The organism is Pseudomonas sp. GW821-FHT07G06, from assembly GCF_058986625.1.
Genome location: NZ_JBYSVW010000026.1, coordinates 26,564 through 45,955, shown reverse-complemented (window position 1 = coordinate 45,955; position 19,392 = coordinate 26,564). Strand labels below are relative to the sequence as shown.

Genomic DNA, 19,392 nt, shown 5'->3' with positions numbered 1-19,392 from the left:
CCCCATGTGAGAGTAGGTCATCGTCAAGATTAAATTCCGAAACCCCAATTGCGAAAGCAGTTGGGGTTTTGTTTTTGTCCGCAGGAAATTCAAACTACTGCCCCAACCGCTCCAATGTGTGCTCCAGCGGGTCCAGCGACACACAGATAAAACCATCAAGCGGTCGATTGAGTTCCTCCACCAGCAAGATGGTTGCCCCCGTCGACAGGGCACACATCAGCAATACGACGACAATGGTCCCGTTGCGTGGTGCAAACAGGCCGAACGAGCCAAAGATAATCCCCAGCCACGTCACCAGGATCACCAGCATCACCGGTGGAATCGATTGATTGGACTGCAGCAGGGTCAGCCAGCGGGCGGCAAACACGGCGTCCATGTCTTGCAATGCCTTGGCTTTGAACGAGCGCTGATCATCGTTGCCAGGCGTCAGTGACTCGACCTGGCGTTGCAGGCCTTCGGAGCGATGGATCACTTCGGGGCTGTCGAGTTTTGCAATCTGACGGCGATCGCGGGTCGCGAGCACTTGGGTGACTTCGGCGTAGTTGTGCTTGAGCTCGGTACGGATGCCTTGGGTATCGGGGCCATAGCGGGCCAGCAAGCGGTCGAATTGAATCACTTTCGCCGCCGCGCCCTCCAGCTCGGCATTGGCCGTATCGAAGGTGTTTTTGGCTGAGGAAACGAGCAGGCCGAGGACCAGCGCCGACATCGTTGCGATGAGGCCGGTGCCCAGCTTCAGCACCGCCACGGAGTCATCGCTCAGATGTTGGCTCGGTAACCGCTCCCTCACGTACGAACCCAGCAGCGCGCTGGCGGACAGGCAGGCGAAAACGATGAGGGCGATCACCAGGTCATTCAAATTCAACCTCCGTTGATGCTGCCATCCGGGGGGAGATATCTACCGGTACTTGATCACGATGCCTTTGAGCTTGCGTCCCTCGAGGGTCGTCACGTCGCGAGCCCACAGCGGTCCGTTGGCATAGGCTCCAGGAGCAAGCGTTTGAAACGGGTGGGCCAGGACAGGTCATGGGCTGGCATGGCGGGTTTGCTCCTCTGGTTCGCTGCTACCGATGTGGCAAGTTGACGGTAGCAGACAGGCCGGGAGTTGCCAGAAAGCCCAACCTTTTCAGGTTGGGCTTACTTGTGCCTTCGTTTCTGTCATTCGACAACGGCCCTTCACTGATCCTTTTCGCAATTGACCATCCACGACACACCAAAACGGTCGACGAGCATGCCGAAGCGCGCCGCCCAGAACGTGGTCTCCAGGGGCATCTGCACACTGCCACCGTCTGCCAGTGCATTGAACACCCGTTCGGCCTCGGCAATGCTGTCGACGTTGAGTGAAATCGAGCAGGCACTCATTTTATCGACGGGGCGATCCGGTGTGGTGTCCGACCCCATGATCGCCTGATCGCCCACGATCAGGCGGGTATGGATGATCAGGTTGTGCAGCCCCTTGGGGAAATGCTCACCCGCAGGGGTTTCACCAAAGGTCAGCATGGCTTCGATCTGGCCTTGCAGGCACTTCGCGTAGAACGTGAAGGCGGCTTTGCAGTCGCCGTTGAAGATAAGGTAGGGATTGATTTTCATGGTCGGCTCCAGGTGCTCATGTACATACATCGGTTTGGACGCCGGTTTTTTCGGCGAATTCCGATTGTGTCGAGCCGACAAGCAAAGCGCTAAATCTTTGTCGGAGCTTGTGTTTCTTTAGATGTTTTTTCCATAGGACGGGCGAGGCTTATCGCCTCGGGCACACGCCGCGGCGCCAGCACACGTTCGATGGCGCCGCTGACCATGCTTTCCAGCAGCTCCTCACGTTCCTGCTCGTCCAGCACATGGGGCGTCAGCCAGCTGGGGGCACTGTTGAGCAGTGCGCCAATGGCATGCCCGGCGGCCAGCAGGCCTTGCTCGCTGAAACGGGACTTCGCGCCCAGCATCTTCAGCAACGTGCGTTCGTATTGCTCGCGCAGTTGCCGGACCCGAGCCTGTTGCTCTTCGTTCAGGCAACCGCTATCGCGCTCCACCAGGCGGAAATGCCAAGGCATCTCCCGGTGCAGATTCAGATGGGCGCGGATCAGGCTGTTGAGTTTGTCGCGTTTGCCGGGCGCTTTTTGCTGGATGCGCCCCAGAGTGGCCAGCAGCTCCTCGTAGAACTCCTCGATCAGGTCCAGCAGCAGATGCTGTTTGCTGGGGTAATGGTGATACAGCGAGCCTGGGGAGAGCCCCAGGCTCGTCGCGAGCTCACGCATGCCGACCTGGCCGAACCCCTTGCAGGCAAACAGCTCCAGGACCTTGTCCCGGTACTCGGCAAAGCGCGAGCAACGCTCAGGCATAGGCATGGAAGCCGCGCCCCGTCTTGCGCCCCAGGTAACCGGCCGCGACCATCTCCTTGAGCAATGGCGCCGGGCGATATTTGCTGTCGTTGAATCCGTCATAGAAGGCTTCGAGGATCGACAGCAGGGTATCCAGGCCAATCAGGTCCGCCAGGGCCAATGGACCGATAGGCTGGTTGCAACCCAGGCGCATGCCGGCGTCGATGTCTTCGGCGCTGGCCAGGCCTTCCTGGAACACCAGGATCGCCTCGTTGATCATCGGCACCAGGATCCGGTTGACCACGAAGCCCGGACGGTTGCCGGCGGTGATCGCTGTTTTGCCGAGGGTGGTCGCCATGTCCAGCGCCAGTTGGTGGGTCGCGTCACTGGTTTGCAGGCCGCGGATGACTTCGATCAGGCCCATTACCGGCACCGGGTTGAAGAAATGCAGGCCGATGAAGCGCTCTGGCTGGCTGACACTGGCGGCCAGTTGGGTGATCGACAGCGACGAGGTATTGGAAGCAATGACGCATTCGCTGCTGACTTGCGCGGCGATCTGTTGCAGCACACGCAGTTTCAGGTCGAGATTCTCAGTGGCCGCTTCGATGACCAGTTGCGCGTCACGCAGGACGCTGTAATCGGTGCTGGTGCGGATTTTGTCGAGGGTGGCCTGTTTCTGCTCTGGCGTCAGGGTTTGCTTGGCGATCTGCCGGTCAAGATTTTTCCCGACCGTCGCGACGGCTTTTTGCAACGCGCTTTCAGAGATGTCGAGCAGGGTCACGTTGAAACCGGCCATGGCACAGACTTGTGCGATACCGTTGCCCATGGTGCCTGCGCCGATTACACCGATGTTTTGCAGATTCATTTTCCGTCCTTCGATCAAACCCTGCGATACCTTGGCCGCGAATGCGGCCGAAGGCGTACTATTGCCGCGAGTCTAGAGCCGGCAGGGCGGTTGTCCTATGCCAAAACTGTTCAACGGCACTGATGTTTTTTGCCATTCGGGTGATGAGAGAGAAGCGAACCAATGCGGGAAAAGGACTCGGTTGCCGCCTATTTCGTGCAGGCAATGATCCATGGGCTGAGGGACGATCCGCAGCGCGTGACGGCCGTGCTCGAACAGGCGGGCATTGATCCGGCGGTCATGCAACAACCCACGGCGCGGGTGCCGGCCAACGCGTTTGCGGCGTTGTGGCTGATTCAGATCCGCGAGCTCGACGACGAGTTTTTCGGGCTCGATTCCCATGGCATGCCGCCGGGCAGTTTCGCCCTGATTTGCCGCGCCCTGATTCAGGAACCCGATCTGCACAAGGCCATGCGACAGTGCCTGGCCAACTTCGGGCTGTTCCTGCGCGACTTTCGTGGCTCGCTGGCCGTGCGGGGCAAGCGTGCGGTCATCAGCCTGCAGACCCGTTCAAAGGACAACGATGCCAGCCGGTTTGGCGAAGAAACCTTCCTGGTGTTGATGATCAGTCTGCTGTGCTGGCTGGGCGGGCGGCGCATTCCCATTGACCGTGCGGACTTCCGCCATTCGCGCCTGTCGCTGAGTGACGACCGCCTGCTTTGGGGCCCCAACCTGACCTTCGGTGCCGAGCGCACTGAAATCGAATTTGCCAGCCATTACCTGCGCCTGCCGGTGGTTCAGGACCTGGCGTCGCTGAAAGTGTTTCTGCGCACCGCGCCGCAATGGCTGGTGATCCGCTTCCGTAACCAGCATGGCCTGGCCTCGCAGGTTCATCAGCGCTTGCGCGGCAGTCACTACAGTGAATGGCCGACGTTGCAGGCCTTTGCCCTGGAACAGCACCTGAGCCCCAGCACCTTCCGCCGCAAACTGGAGCGTGAAGGCTGTTCCTATCAGGAGATCAAGGACGAAGTACGCCGCGGCGTGGCCTTTGAGCAATTGCGTCAAAGCGCTGCGAGCATCAGCGATATCGCCGAGCAACTGGGCTTCCAGGAGCCCAGCGCCTTCCATCGGGCGTTCAAGAAGTGGACCGGCGAGAGTCCGGGGCGCTATCGGGCCCGTTATCAGGGGGACTGTGGGAGCGAGCCTGCTCGCGAAAGCGATAGGTCATTCAACAGTGATGTCGTCTGACACTCCGCCTTCGCGAGCAGGCTCGCTCCCACAGGGATCGGTCATGGCATTTCCGGCAGTTCCTGCGGGCGCAGGTCGAAGACCAATACTTCAGCGTCCACGCCGTTGCTCAAGGTCAGTGCCTGTTCATCACGGACCCGCACACCGTCGCCTTCCTGCAACAACACGCCGTTGAGTTCGACGCTGCCCCGGGCCACGTGCACGTAGGCATAACGGTTGGCGGCCAGTTCCAGGGTGGCGCTTTCCTGGCTGTCGATCAGGCCGGCATACACCCGTGCATCCTGACGCACCTTCAGCGAACCCTTGGCGCCGTCCGGCGAGATGATCAGTTGCAGGCGCCCGCGTTTTTTCCGGGTGCTGAAGTGCTCCTGCTGATAACGCGGTTTGGCGCCGCTGACGTCGGGCACGATCCAGATCTGCAGAAAGTGCACCGGCCGTGTGCTGGAGTGGTTGAACTCACTGTGGGCCACGCCGCTGCCAGCGCTCATCAGTTGCACATCGCCGGGGCGGATCACCGACCCCGTGCCCAGGGTGTCCTTGTGTTCCAGGGCACCCTCAAGCACATAGGAGAAGATCTCCATGTCGCGATGCGGGTGCTGGCCGAAGCCTTTGCCGGCGGCGACGCGGTCGTCGTTGATCACCAACAGGTCGGAAAAACCCTGCTCTTTCGGGTTGCGGTAGTTGGCGAAGGAAAAGGTGTGGAATGACTTCAACCAGCCGTGATTGGCCAGGCCACGATCCGAGGCTTTGCGAAGAGTCAGCATGATGAAATCTCCTGTGGGGACGTGAATTCGTCCGAGTGAGGAGAAGGTTAATGTTTACCTAACGGTTCAATAAGTAGATGAAAATTGAAATACTGTCTCCGAAGGGTTGACAGTTTCGGGGCGCGAATCAGTTATTCTTTTCCGACGTCTGGCTTGTGTTTGGCCATAATGCACAGCACTCCCTGATGCCGGGCGCAGGCCCTGTGGGAGCGAGCCTGCTCGCGAAGGCGTGGTGTCAGTCGCTAACAACGTTGGCTGATACACCGCTTTCGCGAGCAGGCTCGCTCCCACAAGGTCCCGGTGTTTGGCGGACCGACTCAATTTGATCCCAGTGAATTCCAATCCATGAAAACCGTGGCAATGGTGCTGTTTCCCGACTTTCTCCTGCTCGATATGGCCGGGCCCATGGAAGTGTTTTCCATCGCCAACCGTTATCTGAAACCCGACGATCACTATGTGCTGTCGACCATCGGCACCGAACCCGGCGCATTGCGGGCGTCCAATGGCGTGAGCGTGCAGGCCGACCGGCACATCGACCAGGCCTGCGAAGGTTTTGATTTGCTGCTGGTGCCCGGCGGTCCCGGTGCCTACAACGAAAAACATCCGCCGTTGCTCGACTGGCTCAGGCACAACGTGAGCCGGTCCGCCGCTTATGGCTCAATCTGCACCGGGGCGTTCGTGTTGGGGCATGCGGGCTTGCTCGACGGCTATCGCGTCACCACCCACTGGCACTACACCGAGCGGCTGATCAAGGGCTTTCCGAAGGCGACCGTCGAGACCGACCAGATCTTTGTCCAGGACCGCAACCTGATCACCTCCGGCGGCGTCACCGCCGGGATCGACCTGGCGTTGTCGGTGGTGGCGCAGGACCACGGCAAAAAAGTCGCCCAGGACGTGGCCAAGGTGTTGCTGGTCGTGATGAAGCGTCAGGGCGGGCAGGCACAGTTCAGCCCGTTGATGGCGGCGGTGGCGCCTCACGAAACGCCGATTACCCGCGTGCAGAACCACGTGCTCGAGCACCTCGACGAGTCCTTCAGCATCGAGCGCATGGCGAGCCTGGCCAACATGAGCCCGCGGCATTTCTCCAGGGTGTTCGCCCGGGAGGTGGACATGACGCCGATGGAGTTTCTGCAAAGCGCGCGCATCGATTGCGCCAGGAACCTGCTGGAAACCAGCGAGTTGCCGCTCAAGACCGTGGCCTTCAAAAGCGGTTTCGGCAGCGTGCGGCACATGCGTTTTCTGTTCAGTGAAAAGCTTGGCCTGACCCCGACCCAATACCGCGAGCAGTTCAGCTAGCGCGCGTGTCCGTTGCGCGCACCGCAATGGCCGTGACGCTCCCCCCATGGCGGTTGTACCGTCACAGAGGGCTGCCAAGATACGAGGTAACTCATTGCAAGGAAGGTGCGGAGCCTGGATGGACTCACGTGCCAGATCAGGTGTCCCGCGAGTGACTGCCCATGAACAGCCTCAGAGATGTCAGCAACGAAGCGGTGCTGCAATTCGGCCCCTACGCTTTCCACCTCAGTCAGCGCCTGGTGCTGGAGGGCGATCGACCGCTGCGCCTGGGTGGCCGCGCCCTTGACGTGTTGCAGGTGCTGGTCGAGCACGGGGGCTCGGTGGTTAGCAAGGACGAGTTGATTGCGCAGGTCTGGCCACGCTCCGTGGTCGAAGAGATCAACCTGCGGGTGCATATTGCCGCCCTGCGTCGGGCCTTGGGCGACGGGCAGAACGGTCAGTGCTACATCGTCAACATTCCCCAGCGCGGCTACAGTTTTGTCGCCCCGGTACAGCATTCGCCACAGCCCGTAGCGTTCCCCAGCGAGACCGTAAAAAAGCCCCTGCACAACTTGCCGGCGCGGCTCACATCGATCACCGGGCGTGATGCGGTTGTCGGCAGCCTGGTGCGGCAGTTGCCGGTGCGCCGATTCATGACCCTGGTCGGGCCTTGCGGGATCGGCAAGACCACCGTGGCCTTGCGCGTGGCCGAACTGTTGTTGCAGCACTATCGGCACGGCGTGTGGCTGGTGGACCTGGCGGCGATCGATGATCCGGCGCAAGTGACCGATCATCTCTCACGAACCCTTGGGCTGGAAGCCGGCACCACGCTGGAGGCGCTGGCGCAGCGACATGCCTTGTTGGTCCTGGACAACTGCGAGCATCTGCTCGAACGCTGCCAGACATTGATCGAGACACTGCTGCAATCGATGCCGCGACTGTCGATCCTTGCCACCAGCCGCGAGCCACTCAAGGCCGTGGGCGAAACCGTGTTGCGTCTGCCACCGCTAGCGGTGCCGCCGGCGTCAGCGCTGCGCAGCGTTGCCGAGGTCATGGGCTATTCGGCGGTGCAGTTGTTCGTCAGCCGTGCCCGGGCTCGTCAGCAAGGCTTCACCTTGCGCGAACAGGACCTCAGGGTCGTGCGCGAAATCTGCCGGCGCCTCGACGGCCTGCCGCTGGCGATTGAGTTGGCGGCAGCGCAAATCGATGCGCTGGCACTGGTGGGGTTGCAGGCGCAACTCGATAACTGTTTTCAGTTGCTGTCCCAAGGGCGCCGCACGGCCCTTCCCCGACACCAGACCCTCAAGGCTGCACTGGACTGGAGCTACGAACGGTTGACTGCGCTGGAACAATCCGTGTTGCAGCGTTTGGCGGTATTCAAGATGGCCTTCACCCAGGACGCCGCGATAGGCGCCCTCAGCGGCGACGCGTTACCGGTCGCCGAGCTGATCAAGGTGCTGGACAACCTCGCACTCAAATCATTGCTGTCCCTGGAGCAGGGCGGCGGGGTGATCCGTTACCGCTTCCTCAACACCACCCGCACCTACGCACTGGAAAAGCTCGAACTCAGTGGGCAGTTGCGCACCCTCGAAATGCGTTATGCCGGGTACGACAGTCAAACGCCCCGGCTTTCAGGCCTGCAAGTGACAATGCAACTCTCCGAGTAAATGACGGACTGCCTTCAGGTCCGGCGTGGCAAAACCTTCGGTGAAGCGCTGATAGACTGGCGCCAGCAATGCATGCGCCCGTTGGTGGCGGCCCTGGCGCTGCCACAATTGCGCCAGCGAGGTGGCGCTGCGCAGCTCCCAGGTCAGGGCACCCTGGGTTTTTGCCACGTCGAGAGCCTTGAGCAGCACGGTTTCAGCCATCGCGGCGTTGGCCGGAAAATCCGTTGCCAGCAGCGTCTCGGCCCTGGCCCGCAGAATCTCTGCCGTACTCCAGCCTGACGCGCCGTTTTGCGCACGTTCGAGCAAGTCGTCATCGACGCAGGTGGAGTCCAGCGTGACCATGATGTCCTTGATCAATCCGACACTTCGTAGCCTGGCGGGCGCGACATCGACGCCGCCGATCACCTGAGCGTAGTGTTGCGCCCAGGTATGGAACAGCAGGACCGAGTGTTTCTGCGCCTGTTGCAGCAGCAGGCGCAGGAGTTCGCGGGCGCTGCGGGTGTCACCGTTGTAGTGGGCGATCAGGCAGCCGGCGAGCGCGAGGGTGTAGCAGATCGAGGTGCCATGGTTGATCTGCAACGCGATGTCCAGCGCCTGCCGGGCTGCACGCCAGGCCTGTTCCGGTTGGCCCCGCAGCCAGAGGATGCGCGCCTGGATGGTCAGCGCCGCGACGCTCTGGTCGTATTGCACGCCGAAGCCATGGGTGAACCGGTTGAGATGGCCACTGTGGGCCATGCGTTGCAGTACCTGTTCGGCATGCTCCCCAGCCTGTTGCTGGTCGCCGGAAAAATGCAGGGCAAGCACCCGCAATCGATGGGTGCTCAGGGATAACAGGGCGTCGTCATGCAGCCCCAGTTGATCGAATTGCCGGCTCTGTTGCAGGGCCATCTGGTATTGGCCGCAACTGAGATTGACCGCCAGGTGACCGGAAATCGCCCGCAATTGACCGGCCACATCGTTCAGGCGACTGGCCAGGGTTCTGGCGCTGACAAAGGCGCCAACGGTTTCGGCGCTCGCGCCTTGAGCGTGGTAACAGGCACTGCCCAAAGCCAGCTTGAGGGCCATCTGCAAGCGCGGACAAGGCTCGGCAGACTGCTCGAGCAAGGCCAGGGCCTTGCGCACATAACCGCCGTGTTCCTTGAGCAGTGACAGCTCCTGCCACAGGGGCGTGGACGTCGCGGCCAGGCGTATCGCCAGGGCTTGCGGCCCCTGAGCGTGCAGACCCCAGTCGAGGGCCGCGCGGATGTCCTCCAGGGTCCGGCCATAGCGCTCGAGCCACAGGCCGGTCGAGGTGTTCTCCCATTCGTCCTGCGCCTGTTGCATCAGCGCCAGGCAACGCTCGGCATGGCGCTCCCGAGTGCCGGGCAGGTCGGGGCTTTGCGCGAGCTTTTCCAGAGCGTAGCTGCGGGTGGTATCGAGCAGACGGTAGTAAACATCCTCATCGCCCACCTCCACGTTCAACAGGGACTTGGCGACCAGTTGGGTGATCGAACCGAACACTTCGCGAGGTTCGATGTGTTCGCCGGCAATCACCGCCGCTGCGGACTCCAGGGTGAAGCCGCCGCGAAACACACTCAGTCGGCGCAGGCAGGTCTTCTCGCAGGCGTTGAGCAGCTCGAAGCTCCAGTCCAGTGTCGCGCGCAGGGTCCGATGGCGTGCCGGGGGCGTCTGGCAGGGCTGGGTCAACACCCGGAAATTGCTTTGCAACTGCGCCAGCAAGCCGGCTAATCCGAAGTTGCGCACTTGCGCCGCCGCCAGTTCGATGGCCAGTGGAATGCCGTCCAGTCGGTGGCAGATGTCGATCAATAGCGGCAGTTCATCGTCCGTCAGTTCAAAGCTGTCATGGCTGGCCATGGCCCGCTCGACAAACAGTTGCAAGGCGGAAAAGGTCAAGGCCTGGGCGCGGTCGAGGACGGCAATGGGCGGCGGGCAGTCGAGTGATTCCAGGCGCTGGACGAATTCGCCTTCGGCCCGCAGGCTCTCGCGGCTGGTGGCGAGAATGTGCACGTGCGGCGCACTGCGCAGAATGTTTTCGCAGAGCTGGGCAATGGCGTCGACCAGGTGTTCGCAGTTGTCGATGACCAACAGCATTTGCCTGTCACGCAGACAGTCGGCAAGGCCGCTCAGGGGGGCGTCATCGTGCAGGGCCAGTTCGAGCAACGTCGCCAGGTGGCCGTCGATCATCAGCGGGCAGTTGATCGGGGCCAGGTCCAGCAGGCGAATGCCGTCCCGGTAGCGACCGATCATTTGTTCGGCGACTCGCAAGGCCACGGTGGTCTTGCCGATGCCGCCGGGACCGACGAGTGTGATGAAGCGCTGGCGTGGCAGTTGCACCACCAGATTGTCGACCAGCGTCCGCCGGCCGATCATGCGGGTGCGGCGCACCGGCAGGTTATGCCGGCTTGGTGTGCAGGCCTCGGGTGCTGGTGGTTGTTCGACCTGCTCCCGTGAGTGCGGTGCGACGAAGCTGTACCCGCGCTGGGCCACGGTGACGATGTAGCGCTGGCCGGCCTGGCCGTCGCCGAGCGCCTTGCGCAACGCGGCCATGTGCACCCGCAGGTTGATGTCTTCGACCACGCTGTCGGGCCAGACCCGGGCGATCAATTGCTGTTTGCTGACCACGTTGCCGGCGTGTTCCAGCAGGATCAGCAGGATGTCCATGGCGCGCCGGCCCAGGCGCAAGGGCTGGTCGGCCTCCATCACCAGGCGTTGTCCGGGGTAGACCCGGTAGGGGCCGAAATGCACAGCCTGTTCGAGGGGAAGGGTCAACGAGTCGCTCCTGCTGCAGCCGTCTGGTTCGCGGTTTACGAGCATATTCTTCAGGTTTTTTACGCAGCGCAATGTGCCGCCCGGGTGACTGAAGGGGCAGGCAGTGACTCTAGCGTATCGGCCAGCGGCTGTCGGTCCCGCAAACATTGGGGGCGACAGATGGGCAGGACATGCCGGGGCTTTTTGCGTGCCAAGGAAAATTAACAACGATTAACTCGTCCTGCGTCCGGTCTGCACCCAAAACTCTCCTTCTTCAACTTCCACTGAAGGCAGGGATGAAATGTCAGTCAGCCGCGAGCAGCTCGATGTGGGAGCGAGCCTGCTCGCGAAGGCGGTGTCACATTCAGCATCTGTGGTGACTGACACAGCGCTTTCGCGAGCAGGCTCGCTCCCACAAAGGACAGAGCAATGAGCAACGTGGTGGTGGTCTATCACAGTGGCTTCGGGCACACCCGGGTCATGGCCGAAGCCGTGGCCGAGGGCGTGGAGCGGCACCTGGGCAGCACCTGCCAGTTGATCCCGGTCGAGGAAGTGGACGAGCACTGGGCGCGCCTGCACAACGCCGACGCCATCATCTTCGGCGCGCCGACCTACATGGGCAGCGCCTCGGCGGCCTTCAAGGCGTTCATGGAGGCCACGGCGGCGTTCTACCTGGCCCAGCCCTGGCGCGACAAGCTCGCGGCGGGCTTCACCAATTCCGGTTGCCTGTGCGGCGACAAACTCAACACCTTGCTGCAGATGGCGGTGTTCGCCGCGCAGCACTCGATGATCTGGGTCGGCCTCGACCTGCTGCCGGCCCGTTCCGGCACCGGCGTGTTCAACGGCCAACTCAATCGCCTGGGCAGCTCACTGGGCGCCATGGCCCAGTCGAATGTCGAGCAATCCCCCGACGATGCGCCGCCTCCCGAAGATTGCTGCACCGCCGCGCACCTGGGCGAACGGGTGGCGCGCCTGGCCGATCGCCTGAACCGACTTGCGGTTTGACTCACCCCCCCAACCCTCGTTAAGGAGGCATTACCCATGAGCACCTTCACTACCCGCGACGGCGTCGAGATTTACTACAAGGACTGGGGCACCGGTCAGCCGATTGTCTTCAGCCACGGCTGGCCGCTGAACGCCGACAGTTGGGAATCGCAGATGATTTTCCTGGCCTCCAACGGCTATCGGGTCATCGCCCACGACCGTCGCGGTCATGGGCGTTCCAGTCAGCCATGGTCGGGCAATGACATGGACCATTACGCCGACGATCTGGCGCAGTTGATCGAGCTGCTCGACCTGCAAGACGCCGTGCTGTTCGGCTTCTCCACTGGCGGTGGCGAGGTGGCGCGCTACATCGGTCGCCACGGCACCGGCCGCGTGGCCAAGGCCGGGCTGATTTCCGCGGTGCCGCCCCTGATGCTCAAGACCGAAGCCAACCCCGGTGGCCTGCCGCGGGACGTATTCGACGGCATCCGCCAGGCCTCGCTGGCCGACCGCTCGCAGCTCTACATCGACCTCGCCAGCGGGCCGTTTTTCGGCTTCAACAAGCCCGGCGCGAAACCGTCCCAGGGCATGATCGACTGGTTCTGGATGCAAGGCATGATGGCCGGCCACAAGAACGCCCATGACTGCATCAAGGCGTTCTCGGAAACCGACTTCACCGAAGACTTGAAGAAGTTCGACGTGCCGACGCTGGTGGTGCATGGTGACGCGGATCAGGTCGTGCCCTACGAGGCGGCGGGTGTCTCCTCGGCCAGACTGGTGAAAGGCTCGACCCTGAAGATTTACCCGGGCGCCCCTCACGGATTGACGGACACCCACAAGGATCAGCTCAACGCTGACCTGTTGGCGTTCTTGAAAGGTTAGAAAGCCAGATCAAAAGATCGCAGCCTTCGGCAGCTCCTACACAGTAGCGTGCATGCCCGAAGGCTGCGATCTTTTGCTTTCAAGGCCACGCATCATCTGACAGCGCCAGGCAAACGGATTGATGCCTTCGCTGCGGGTGAAGAGGTGGCAGAAGTGCGCCTGATCGCAGAAGCCGCATTCGAGGCTGATCTGCGTAAGGCTCATGTCGGTGTACTGGATCAATTGCTTGGCCAGGGTTATGCGTTGCCGGCGAATCCAGTCCTGCGGCGAAAGTCCGGTGCTGCACTTGAACGCGCGGGAGAAATGACTGCGCGAGAGGGCGCAGGCCTGTGCCAGTTCAGTGACTTCCAGGCTGTCGCCGAGGCGCTCGAGGATCAGTTGTTTAACCAGCCGTTCGCGCTGCGGGCTGAGGCCGCCGGTGCTTTTCTTTGGCACCGGCGTGAATGGCGCGGGCGCGGCATTTTGCTGAACGTGAGCCATGGTGAGTGTCCGTGTCGGTAGGCTTCATTCTTGGACCCGAAGGCTCTGGCTTGCGAGTTAATCGTTGTTAATTCCTCGTTAAGCGCGGGACGGCCTGGGTAAAGTCAGACACACTTCTCAACCTCGCGCCTGGCCGAACACACAAGGGAACCGTGCTTATGAACCGTAACGATCTGCGTCGCGTCGACATGAACCTGCTGGTGATTTTCGAGGCGCTGATGTTCGAAAAGAACCTGACCCGCGTCGCGGAAAAACTGTTCATGGGCCAACCGGCGGTGAGTGCCGCGCTGGGGCGCCTGCGTGATCTGTTCGACGACCCGTTGCTGCTGCGCAACGGTCGCGGCATGGAGCCGACGGCGCGGGCGCTGGCGATTCTCAAGGAGCTGCAGCCGGCGATGGATACCATTTCCGGTGCGGTCAGCCGGGCCAGGGAATTCGATCCGGCGACCAGTTGCGATGTATTCCGTATCGGGCTGTCGGACGATGCCGAGTTCGGTTTGTTTCCGCCGTTGCTGCGTCAGTTGCAAGAGGAAGCACCGGGCATCGTCGTGGTCGTGCGGCGGGCCAATTACCTGTTGATGCCGGCATTGCTGGCGTCGGGGGAGATCTCGGTGGGCGTGAGCTACACCACGGACCTGCCGGCCAATGCCAAGCGCAAGAAGCTGCGCGATATTCCCTGCAAAGTGCTGCGCGGTGATACCCGGCCGGGGCCGCTGACCCTGGATGAGTACTGTGAACGACCCCATGCGATGGTGTCGTTTTCCGGTGACTTGAGCGGCAATATCGATCTGGATCTGGCGAAGGTCGGGCGCAGTCGTCGCGTGGTGCTTGGCGTGCCGCAGTTCAGTGGGTTACGGGCGTTGCTCGCGGGCACCGAGATGATCGCTACCGTGCCGGATTATGCGGCGTGTGCGTTGGTCGAGGGGTGTGGGTTGCGCGCCGAGGATCCGCCGTTCGAGATTGAGGCGGCGCAATTGTCGATGGCCTGGAGCGGGGTGCATGACAATGATCCGGCGGAGCGGTGGTTGCGGGCGCGGATTGGGCAGTTCATGTCTGTAGCTTTGGATGTTTCTTAGGGGTTGATCTTGGCGGCCTATGGGCCGACCAGGTTCTAGTTGTGTTGTGTACATATCCGTTGCTGCGGTAACGGCGGCTAATGGTTTCGCCCTTACGGCGAGTCCCTTTGGCAAACGCCCCAAAGGAACCAAAGGTCTCGCCCCTTGCGTACGGCCCCTCGCTGAGGCTCGGCGTTCCTTCGCTCCGGCATTCATCCGGGGGCATTGCCCTCCGGTCGGCTTCGCTTCGACCTACATGCAATGAGTTCGACTGCGTCGAACGGCGCTGCGCGCCCATCCCCGGATGAACACCTCCACTCAGCCTCCCGAGGGGGCGGGTGGATCAAGATCAAGAGCTGCAGGCGAGCTAACGCTCGACCTGTAGGAGCTGCCGAAGGCTGCGATCTTTTGATCTTGATCTTCCGCCCACTCGACATGGTCAAAAATCAATATCAAATGCAGGAGCGAGCCTGCTCGCGAAGGCGGTCTGCCAGCCGACCTGATTTTTGCAGATGTCCCCAATCCCTGTGGGAGCGGGCTTGCCCGCGATGGCGGACTGCCAGTCAACCAATCTCTCACAGGGATTATGCAGTGTTCTGACAGCACTGTTTAAAAGCCGTCAGCCTCTATTCCTGAAAGCCACACCGCCTTGCGTCGTTGCCTACAACTACGCCAGAATCCGCCGGCTTGTGCGTCTTGAACCTGATCTCTAACGTTCTCCGCATCGCTGGCCATTCAGCGATCGGGTTTAGCAGCTCGGTAAATTTCAAGGCTCGCCAGTGTCACCTCAAGATCATTTTGGTCTGCATGATGGTGGCTGTGCGTGGGGCACTTCGGTGCGCCGGGTTCCTTGATCCCTGGTCTGCTAACCCGCGTACAGCCGCCACCCAATTCGTTTAGCAGCGACCTGTGGCGGCTCCATTGATCAAGGAGTTCCACCATGTTCAAACCCACCCCGAATCCCCCGAAAGACCCCGCCTCACCGCGCAATCCCAGCACAATGTTTGTCATCACCCCCGACATCAATACCGAAACCCTGTTGGCCCACGCCTGCGAATCCCTGGCCTCGGCCAGCATCATGGCCAGTGGTCTTGCAGGCTTTCTGCAGAGCCCACATCGCAACGCGCTGCTTGGGATTGCGCAGATCATCATGTTGGGTGAGCTGGCGGTGAATCGGGCGCTGGATAATCTCGATCCGCAGGAATAACCCGGTAGTAGCAACAATAAATAAACCTGTGGGAGCGAGCCTGCTCGCGATTGCGGTGAGTCAGTCAGCACCAATGTTGGATGTAATGCCGCCTTCGCGAGCAGGCTCGCTCCCACAAGGATCTGTGTCGATGGACAGTTCTCGGTCCACACAGAAAACAGAGCACGTACATTCAATTTTTCCTCCCCCCGTCCCGGCACTATCGAACCCTGTCCCGGCGCATCGACGCCGGTGGTTTTTCATTGGTGCAGGTGGGCCATGGACACTTCGCGACGTGATGATCGGGCGCAAGACTGGGGGCTGCTGTTCCTGCGGGTCAGCGGCGGGTTGTTTCTGTTGTGGGTGCACGGTTTGCCCAAGCTGCTTTACTACAGTGCCGAGTTGCAGAATATCGAAGACCCTTTCCATCTGGGCGCGAATCTGACGCTGATGCTGGCGATCTTCGCCGAGGTGGTGTGCCCGCTGCTGATCGTCGGCGGGTTGCTGGTGCGTCTGGCGTGTTTGCCTGTCCTGTTTTTGCTGTGGGTGTCGATGTTGCTCGTGCATCCGCAGTGGACCCTCCTCGAAGGCCAGTTCGGCTGGCTGTTGCTGATCGTGTTCACCAGCATTCTCATCGCCGGGCCGGGACGGCTGGCGCTCAATGTCCGTTTCGCCGGAGCCTTGCATCATGTCTGATCTCAATCGCCGTGAGCCGGCAAGTCCCGGGCCTGATGAGGTGGTGACGCTGATCGTCAAGCACCGGGTCAAGGCCGGTTTCGAAGCGCCTTATGAAGCCTGGCTGCGCAACATCGTCAAGGTGGCCGCGCAGAATGTCGGGCACCTGGGCGTGGATGTGGTGCGCGGCAAGAATGCCGGCCTCGACACCTACACCTGCGTGCTGCGCTTTTGCTCGACCGAGGCGATGCAGAACTGGCTCGATTCGCCGCAGCGCCAGGCGTTGGTCGACGAAGCCGCGCCGATGCTGGCCGATGGCGACCAGACCGAAGTCAATCCGGTCAACGAGTTCTGGTTCTCGCCCCAGGCTGAAGCCGGTACGCCACCGCCGCGCTGGAAGCAGGCCGTGGTGACGCTGCTGGTGATTCTGCCGCACACCTTGCTGGTGCCGCTGCTGTGGGGGCCGCTGCTTCGCCTCAACGCCTTGCTCTCCAACTACGTGGTGGCCACGTTCCTGATCACCCTGACCATCGTGCTCTCGGTGGTTTACATCTTCATGCCCATGGCGACGCGTCTGTTCGCGCCCTGGCTGTCTCCCGCCACATTGCACGAGGAACCCTGATGAACGCCGATCTGATTCTGTTCAATGGCCAATTTCATACCGTTGACCGCGAAAAGCCGCTCGCCAGCGCGGTGGCGATCAGCGACGGTCGCTTTGTCGCGGTGGGCAGTGATGCCGAGGCCATGGCCCTGCGTGGCTCGAGCACCCAAGTGATCGACCTCAAGGGCCGCTGTGTGATTCCCGGGCTCAACGACTCGCACTTGCACCTGATCCGTGGTGGCTTGAACTACAACCTGGAACTGCGCTGGGAAGGGGTACCGTCCCTGGCCGATGCCTTGCGCATGCTCAAGGATCAGGCCGACCGCACGCCGACGCCGCAGTGGGTGCGGGTGGTCGGTGGCTGGAACGAATTCCAGTTCGCCGAGAAGCGCATGCCGACCCTGGCCGAGCTCAACCAGGCGGCACCGGAGACCCCGGTGTTTGTCCTGCACCTGTACGACCGCGCCTTGCTCAACCGCGCGGCGTTGCGCGTAGCCGGTTACACCCGCGACACGCCGAACCCGCCGGGTGGCGAGATCGTGCGCGACGCCAATGGCGAGCCGACCGGCATGCTGGTGGCGCGGCCCAACGCGATGATTCTGTACTCGACCCTGGCCAAGGGGCCGAAGCTGCCGCTGGAGTATCAGGTCAACTCGACCCGCCAGTTCATGCGCGAACTCAATCGCCTGGGCCTGACCAGCGCCATCGATGCCGGCGGTGGTTTCCAGAATTATCCGGACGATTACCAGGTGATCGAGCAGTTGGCGAAGGATGAGCAACTGACCGTGCGCATCGCCTACAACCTGTTCACCCAGAAACCCAAGGAAGAGCTGACCGATTTCAAGAACTGGACCGGTAGCGTGAAGCTGCACCAGGGTGACGATTACCTGCGGCACAACGGCGCCGGGGAAATGCTGGTGTTCTCGGCGGCGGACTTCGAAGACTTCCTCGAGCCGCGCCCGGACCTGCCGCAAACCATGGAAGCCGAACTGGAGCCGGTGGTGCGTCACCTCGTCGAGCAACGCTGGCCGTTCCGTTTGCATGCCACTTACAACGAGTCCATCAGCCGCATGCTCGACGTGTTCGAGAAGGTCAACCGCGACATTCCGTTCAACGGCTTGCCGTGGTTTTTCGACCACGCCGAAACCATCACCCCGCAGAACATCGAGCGGGTGAGGGCGCTGGGTGGCGGCATTGCGATTCAGGATCGCATGGCCTTCCAGGGCGAGTATTTCGTCGAGCGGTACGGCGCCAAAGCCGCCGAAGCCACGCCACCGATCAAGCGCATGCTGGCCGAGGGTGTACCGGTCGGTGCCGGTACCGACGCCACGCGGGTATCGAGTTACAACCCGTGGACTTCGCTGTACTGGATGGTCAGCGGCCGCACCGTCGGCGGCCTGGAGCTGCACGCCGAAGGCCTGTCGCGCCTCACGGCGCTGGAACTGTTCACCCACGGCAGCGCCTGGTTCTCGTCCGAGCAAGGCAAGAAAGGCCAGATCAAGGTCGGGCAATTGGCCGACGTCGCCGCCCTCAGTGCGGACTTCTTCAGCGTCGATGAAGAGGCGATCAAGTGGATCGAGTCGGTGCTGACGGTGGTCGGCGGCAAAGTGGTGTACGGCGCCGGTGACTTCGAGAAGCTCGGGCCGGCCAGCGTGCCGGTGCTGCCGGATTGGTCGCCGGTGGTGAAAGTGCCGGGCCACTGGCGCCCGACGTCGCCGATGCAGGCCCGGGTTCACCACTGCAGCGGGCCGTGTGCGGTGCATTCCCACAGCCATGAACGGGCGCGCCTGTCGAATGCGCCGGTCAGCGATTTCGCCGGTTTCTGGGGCGCCTTTGGCTGCTCGTGTTTTGCCTTCTGACGCATTCAAGAAAGCGCCGACCCAACAGGGCGGCGCGGTATGCAACAACCATCCATCAAGGAGCTTCCAATGAGCAACGTTCCGTACAAACGCCTGAACAAAGACGATGCCGTGGTCTTGCTGGTCGACCACCAGACCGGTCTGATCTCGCTGGTGCAGGATTTCTCGCCCAACGAGTTCAAGAACAACGTGCTGGCGCTGGGCGACATCGCCAAGTTCTTCAACCTGCCGACCATCCTCACCACCAGTTTCGACAGCGGTCCGAACGGACCGATCGTGCCGGAGCTCAAGGCGCAGTTCCCGGACGCGCCGTTCATTGCCCGCCCGGGCCAGATCAACGCCTGGGACAACGAAGACTTCGTCAAGGCGATCAAGGCCACCGGTCGCAAGCAACTGATCATCGCCGGTGTGGTGACCGACGTGTGCGTGGCGTTCCCGACCCTGTCGGCCATTGCCGAAGGCTTTGAGGTGTTTGTAGTGACCGACGCTTCCGGCACCTTCAACACCACCGTGCAACAAGCGGCCTGGGCACGCATGTCGGCCGCCGGTGCACACCTGATGAACTGGTTCGCCGTGGCCTGCGAGCTGCAAGGCGACTGGCGCAATGACATGGAAGGCCTGGCCAACCTGCTGTCCGAGCGCCTGCCGAACTATCGCAACCTGATCAACAGCTACATGAAATTTACCGCGAAGTAAGATCTGCCCCTTGTAGGAGCGAGCTTGCTCGCGATGGACTGCAAAACACCGCGTTTTTTCAGCATGAACGCGTCATCGTTGGCGACCATCGCGAGCAAGCTCGCTCCCACAGAAAAGCG

General features: G+C 61.8%; 18 protein-coding genes. 11 read left to right on the top strand and 7 right to left on the bottom strand.

What is annotated here, in order from left to right; genetic code table 11:
- Positions 1 to 94: 94 nt before the first annotated feature.
- The 4 genes from AC3WJW_RS28555 to AC3WJW_RS28540 all read right to left on the bottom strand — a co-directional run bounded on the left by AC3WJW_RS28555 (position 95) and on the right by AC3WJW_RS28540 (position 3,174).
- Positions 95 to 856: a bestrophin-like domain gene (locus AC3WJW_RS28555; protein WP_493728335.1), complete on the bottom strand. Its 762-nt coding sequence runs from the start codon at positions 854 to 856 to the stop codon at positions 95 to 97.
- 317 nt (positions 857 to 1,173) lie between these two features.
- A complete protein-coding gene (locus tag AC3WJW_RS28550) occupies positions 1,174 to 1,587 on the bottom strand; it encodes a VOC family protein (protein ID WP_493728334.1) in 414 nt (137 codons plus the stop codon).
- 89 nt (positions 1,588 to 1,676) lie between these two features.
- Positions 1,677 to 2,336, bottom strand: coding sequence for a TetR/AcrR family transcriptional regulator (locus tag AC3WJW_RS28545; protein WP_493728333.1), 660 nt, complete (start codon positions 2,334 to 2,336; stop codon positions 1,677 to 1,679).
- Positions 2,323 to 3,174 (bottom strand): 3-hydroxybutyryl-CoA dehydrogenase, encoded by an 852-nt coding sequence (locus tag AC3WJW_RS28540; protein WP_493728332.1) that lies wholly within the window; start codon positions 3,172 to 3,174, stop codon positions 2,323 to 2,325. Before AC3WJW_RS28540 ends, AC3WJW_RS28545 begins: the two co-directional genes overlap by 14 nt.
- A 162-nt stretch (positions 3,175 to 3,336) precedes the next feature.
- Here AC3WJW_RS28540 and AC3WJW_RS28535 point away from each other — a divergent pair, with 162 nt between their 5' ends.
- Complete coding sequence (locus tag AC3WJW_RS28535) at positions 3,337 to 4,401, top strand: AraC family transcriptional regulator (protein WP_429390046.1); 1,065 nt, start codon at positions 3,337 to 3,339, stop codon at positions 4,399 to 4,401.
- Positions 4,402 to 4,442: 41 nt separating this feature from the next.
- Here AC3WJW_RS28535 and AC3WJW_RS28530 read toward each other — a convergent pair whose 3' ends face one another.
- The gene (locus tag AC3WJW_RS28530) at positions 4,443 to 5,165 is read right to left on the bottom strand and encodes a pirin family protein (protein ID WP_493728331.1); all 723 of its coding nucleotides are present in this window, start codon (positions 5,163 to 5,165) and stop codon (positions 4,443 to 4,445) included.
- 345 nt (positions 5,166 to 5,510) lie between these two features.
- Between AC3WJW_RS28530 and AC3WJW_RS28525 the strand changes: the two genes are divergently transcribed.
- Positions 5,511 to 6,461, top strand: coding sequence for a GlxA family transcriptional regulator (locus tag AC3WJW_RS28525; RefSeq protein ID WP_493728330.1), 951 nt, complete (start codon positions 5,511 to 5,513; stop codon positions 6,459 to 6,461).
- Positions 6,462 to 6,622: 161 nt separating this feature from the next.
- Entirely contained in the window at positions 6,623 to 8,107 is a 1,485-nt protein-coding gene (locus AC3WJW_RS28520) for an ATP-binding protein (protein ID WP_493728329.1), read from the top strand.
- Here the strand turns inward: AC3WJW_RS28520 and AC3WJW_RS28515 are convergent.
- Complete coding sequence (locus AC3WJW_RS28515) at positions 8,072 to 10,876, bottom strand: ATP-binding protein (RefSeq protein ID WP_493728328.1); 2,805 nt, start codon at positions 10,874 to 10,876, stop codon at positions 8,072 to 8,074. The two genes, AC3WJW_RS28520 and AC3WJW_RS28515, sit on opposite strands and share 36 nt — an antisense overlap.
- Before the next feature lie 408 nt (positions 10,877 to 11,284).
- On the opposite strand from AC3WJW_RS28515, the gene AC3WJW_RS28510 reads away from it, so the two are divergent.
- Both AC3WJW_RS28510 and AC3WJW_RS28505 read left to right on the top strand, forming a co-directional pair.
- On the top strand, positions 11,285 to 11,860 hold the full coding sequence (locus tag AC3WJW_RS28510) for a flavodoxin family protein (RefSeq protein ID WP_493728327.1): 576 nt from the start codon (positions 11,285 to 11,287) through the stop codon (positions 11,858 to 11,860).
- Between the two features lie 36 nt (positions 11,861 to 11,896).
- Positions 11,897 to 12,721 carry an alpha/beta fold hydrolase gene (locus tag AC3WJW_RS28505; RefSeq protein ID WP_493728326.1) on the top strand — a complete coding sequence of 275 codons (825 nt, stop codon included), beginning with the start codon at positions 11,897 to 11,899 and terminating at the stop codon, positions 12,719 to 12,721.
- 36 nt (positions 12,722 to 12,757) lie between these two features.
- On the opposite strand, the gene AC3WJW_RS28500 is transcribed toward AC3WJW_RS28505, so the two are convergent.
- A complete protein-coding gene (locus AC3WJW_RS28500) occupies positions 12,758 to 13,201 on the bottom strand; it encodes a helix-turn-helix domain-containing protein (RefSeq protein WP_493728325.1) in 444 nt (147 codons plus the stop codon).
- A 158-nt stretch (positions 13,202 to 13,359) separates the two neighbouring features.
- Here AC3WJW_RS28500 and AC3WJW_RS28495 point away from each other — a divergent pair, with 158 nt between their 5' ends.
- The 6 genes from AC3WJW_RS28495 (at position 13,360) to ycaC (ending at position 19,273) form a co-directional block, all read left to right on the top strand.
- Complete coding sequence (locus tag AC3WJW_RS28495; RefSeq protein WP_493728324.1) at positions 13,360 to 14,277, top strand: LysR family transcriptional regulator; 918 nt, start codon at positions 13,360 to 13,362, stop codon at positions 14,275 to 14,277.
- 919 nt (positions 14,278 to 15,196) lie between these two features.
- Positions 15,197 to 15,463, top strand: a complete 267-nt coding sequence (locus tag AC3WJW_RS28490; protein ID WP_493728323.1) for a DUF6124 family protein — start codon at positions 15,197 to 15,199, stop codon at positions 15,461 to 15,463.
- Between the two features lie 258 nt (positions 15,464 to 15,721).
- A complete protein-coding gene (locus tag AC3WJW_RS28485) occupies positions 15,722 to 16,138 on the top strand; it encodes a DoxX family protein (protein ID WP_493728322.1) in 417 nt (138 codons plus the stop codon).
- Positions 16,131 to 16,739 carry an antibiotic biosynthesis monooxygenase gene (locus AC3WJW_RS28480; protein ID WP_102674535.1) on the top strand — a complete coding sequence of 203 codons (609 nt, stop codon included), beginning with the start codon at positions 16,131 to 16,133 and terminating at the stop codon, positions 16,737 to 16,739. Before AC3WJW_RS28485 ends, AC3WJW_RS28480 begins: the two co-directional genes overlap by 8 nt.
- On the top strand, positions 16,739 to 18,577 hold the full coding sequence (locus tag AC3WJW_RS28475) for an amidohydrolase (protein ID WP_493728321.1): 1,839 nt from the start codon (positions 16,739 to 16,741) through the stop codon (positions 18,575 to 18,577). Before AC3WJW_RS28480 ends, AC3WJW_RS28475 begins: the two co-directional genes overlap by 1 nt.
- A gap of 69 nt (positions 18,578 to 18,646) precedes the next feature.
- Positions 18,647 to 19,273, top strand: a complete 627-nt coding sequence (ycaC, locus tag AC3WJW_RS28470; protein ID WP_493728320.1) for an isochorismate family cysteine hydrolase YcaC — start codon at positions 18,647 to 18,649, stop codon at positions 19,271 to 19,273.
- Positions 19,274 to 19,392 lie beyond the last annotated feature (119 nt).

Bases quoted from the DNA above. Each gene is read 5' to 3' on its own strand.
- AC3WJW_RS28550 (WP_493728334.1), bottom strand. From the start codon at position 1,587: ATGAAAATCAATCCCTACCTTATCTTCAACGGCGACTGCAAAGCCGCC.
- AC3WJW_RS28545 (WP_493728333.1), bottom strand. From the start codon at position 2,336: ATGCCTATGCCTGAGCGTTGCTCGCGCTTTGCCGAGTACCGGGACAAG.
- AC3WJW_RS28540 (WP_493728332.1), bottom strand. From the start codon at position 3,174: ATGAATCTGCAAAACATCGGTGTAATCGGCGCAGGCACCATGGGCAAC.
- AC3WJW_RS28535 (WP_429390046.1), top strand. From the start codon at position 3,337: ATGCGGGAAAAGGACTCGGTTGCCGCCTATTTCGTGCAGGCAATGATC.
- AC3WJW_RS28530 (WP_493728331.1), bottom strand. From the start codon at position 5,165: ATGCTGACTCTTCGCAAAGCCTCGGATCGTGGCCTGGCCAATCACGGC.
- AC3WJW_RS28525 (WP_493728330.1), top strand. From the start codon at position 5,511: ATGAAAACCGTGGCAATGGTGCTGTTTCCCGACTTTCTCCTGCTCGAT.
- AC3WJW_RS28520 (WP_493728329.1), top strand. From the start codon at position 6,623: ATGAACAGCCTCAGAGATGTCAGCAACGAAGCGGTGCTGCAATTCGGC.
- AC3WJW_RS28510 (WP_493728327.1), top strand. From the start codon at position 11,285: ATGAGCAACGTGGTGGTGGTCTATCACAGTGGCTTCGGGCACACCCGG.
- AC3WJW_RS28505 (WP_493728326.1), top strand. From the start codon at position 11,897: ATGAGCACCTTCACTACCCGCGACGGCGTCGAGATTTACTACAAGGAC.
- AC3WJW_RS28500 (WP_493728325.1), bottom strand. From the start codon at position 13,201: ATGGCTCACGTTCAGCAAAATGCCGCGCCCGCGCCATTCACGCCGGTG.
- AC3WJW_RS28495 (WP_493728324.1), top strand. From the start codon at position 13,360: ATGAACCGTAACGATCTGCGTCGCGTCGACATGAACCTGCTGGTGATT.
- AC3WJW_RS28490 (WP_493728323.1), top strand. From the start codon at position 15,197: ATGTTCAAACCCACCCCGAATCCCCCGAAAGACCCCGCCTCACCGCGC.
- AC3WJW_RS28485 (WP_493728322.1), top strand. From the start codon at position 15,722: ATGGACACTTCGCGACGTGATGATCGGGCGCAAGACTGGGGGCTGCTG.
- AC3WJW_RS28480 (WP_102674535.1), top strand. From the start codon at position 16,131: ATGTCTGATCTCAATCGCCGTGAGCCGGCAAGTCCCGGGCCTGATGAG.
- AC3WJW_RS28475 (WP_493728321.1), top strand. From the start codon at position 16,739: ATGAACGCCGATCTGATTCTGTTCAATGGCCAATTTCATACCGTTGAC.
- ycaC (WP_493728320.1), top strand. From the start codon at position 18,647: ATGAGCAACGTTCCGTACAAACGCCTGAACAAAGACGATGCCGTGGTC.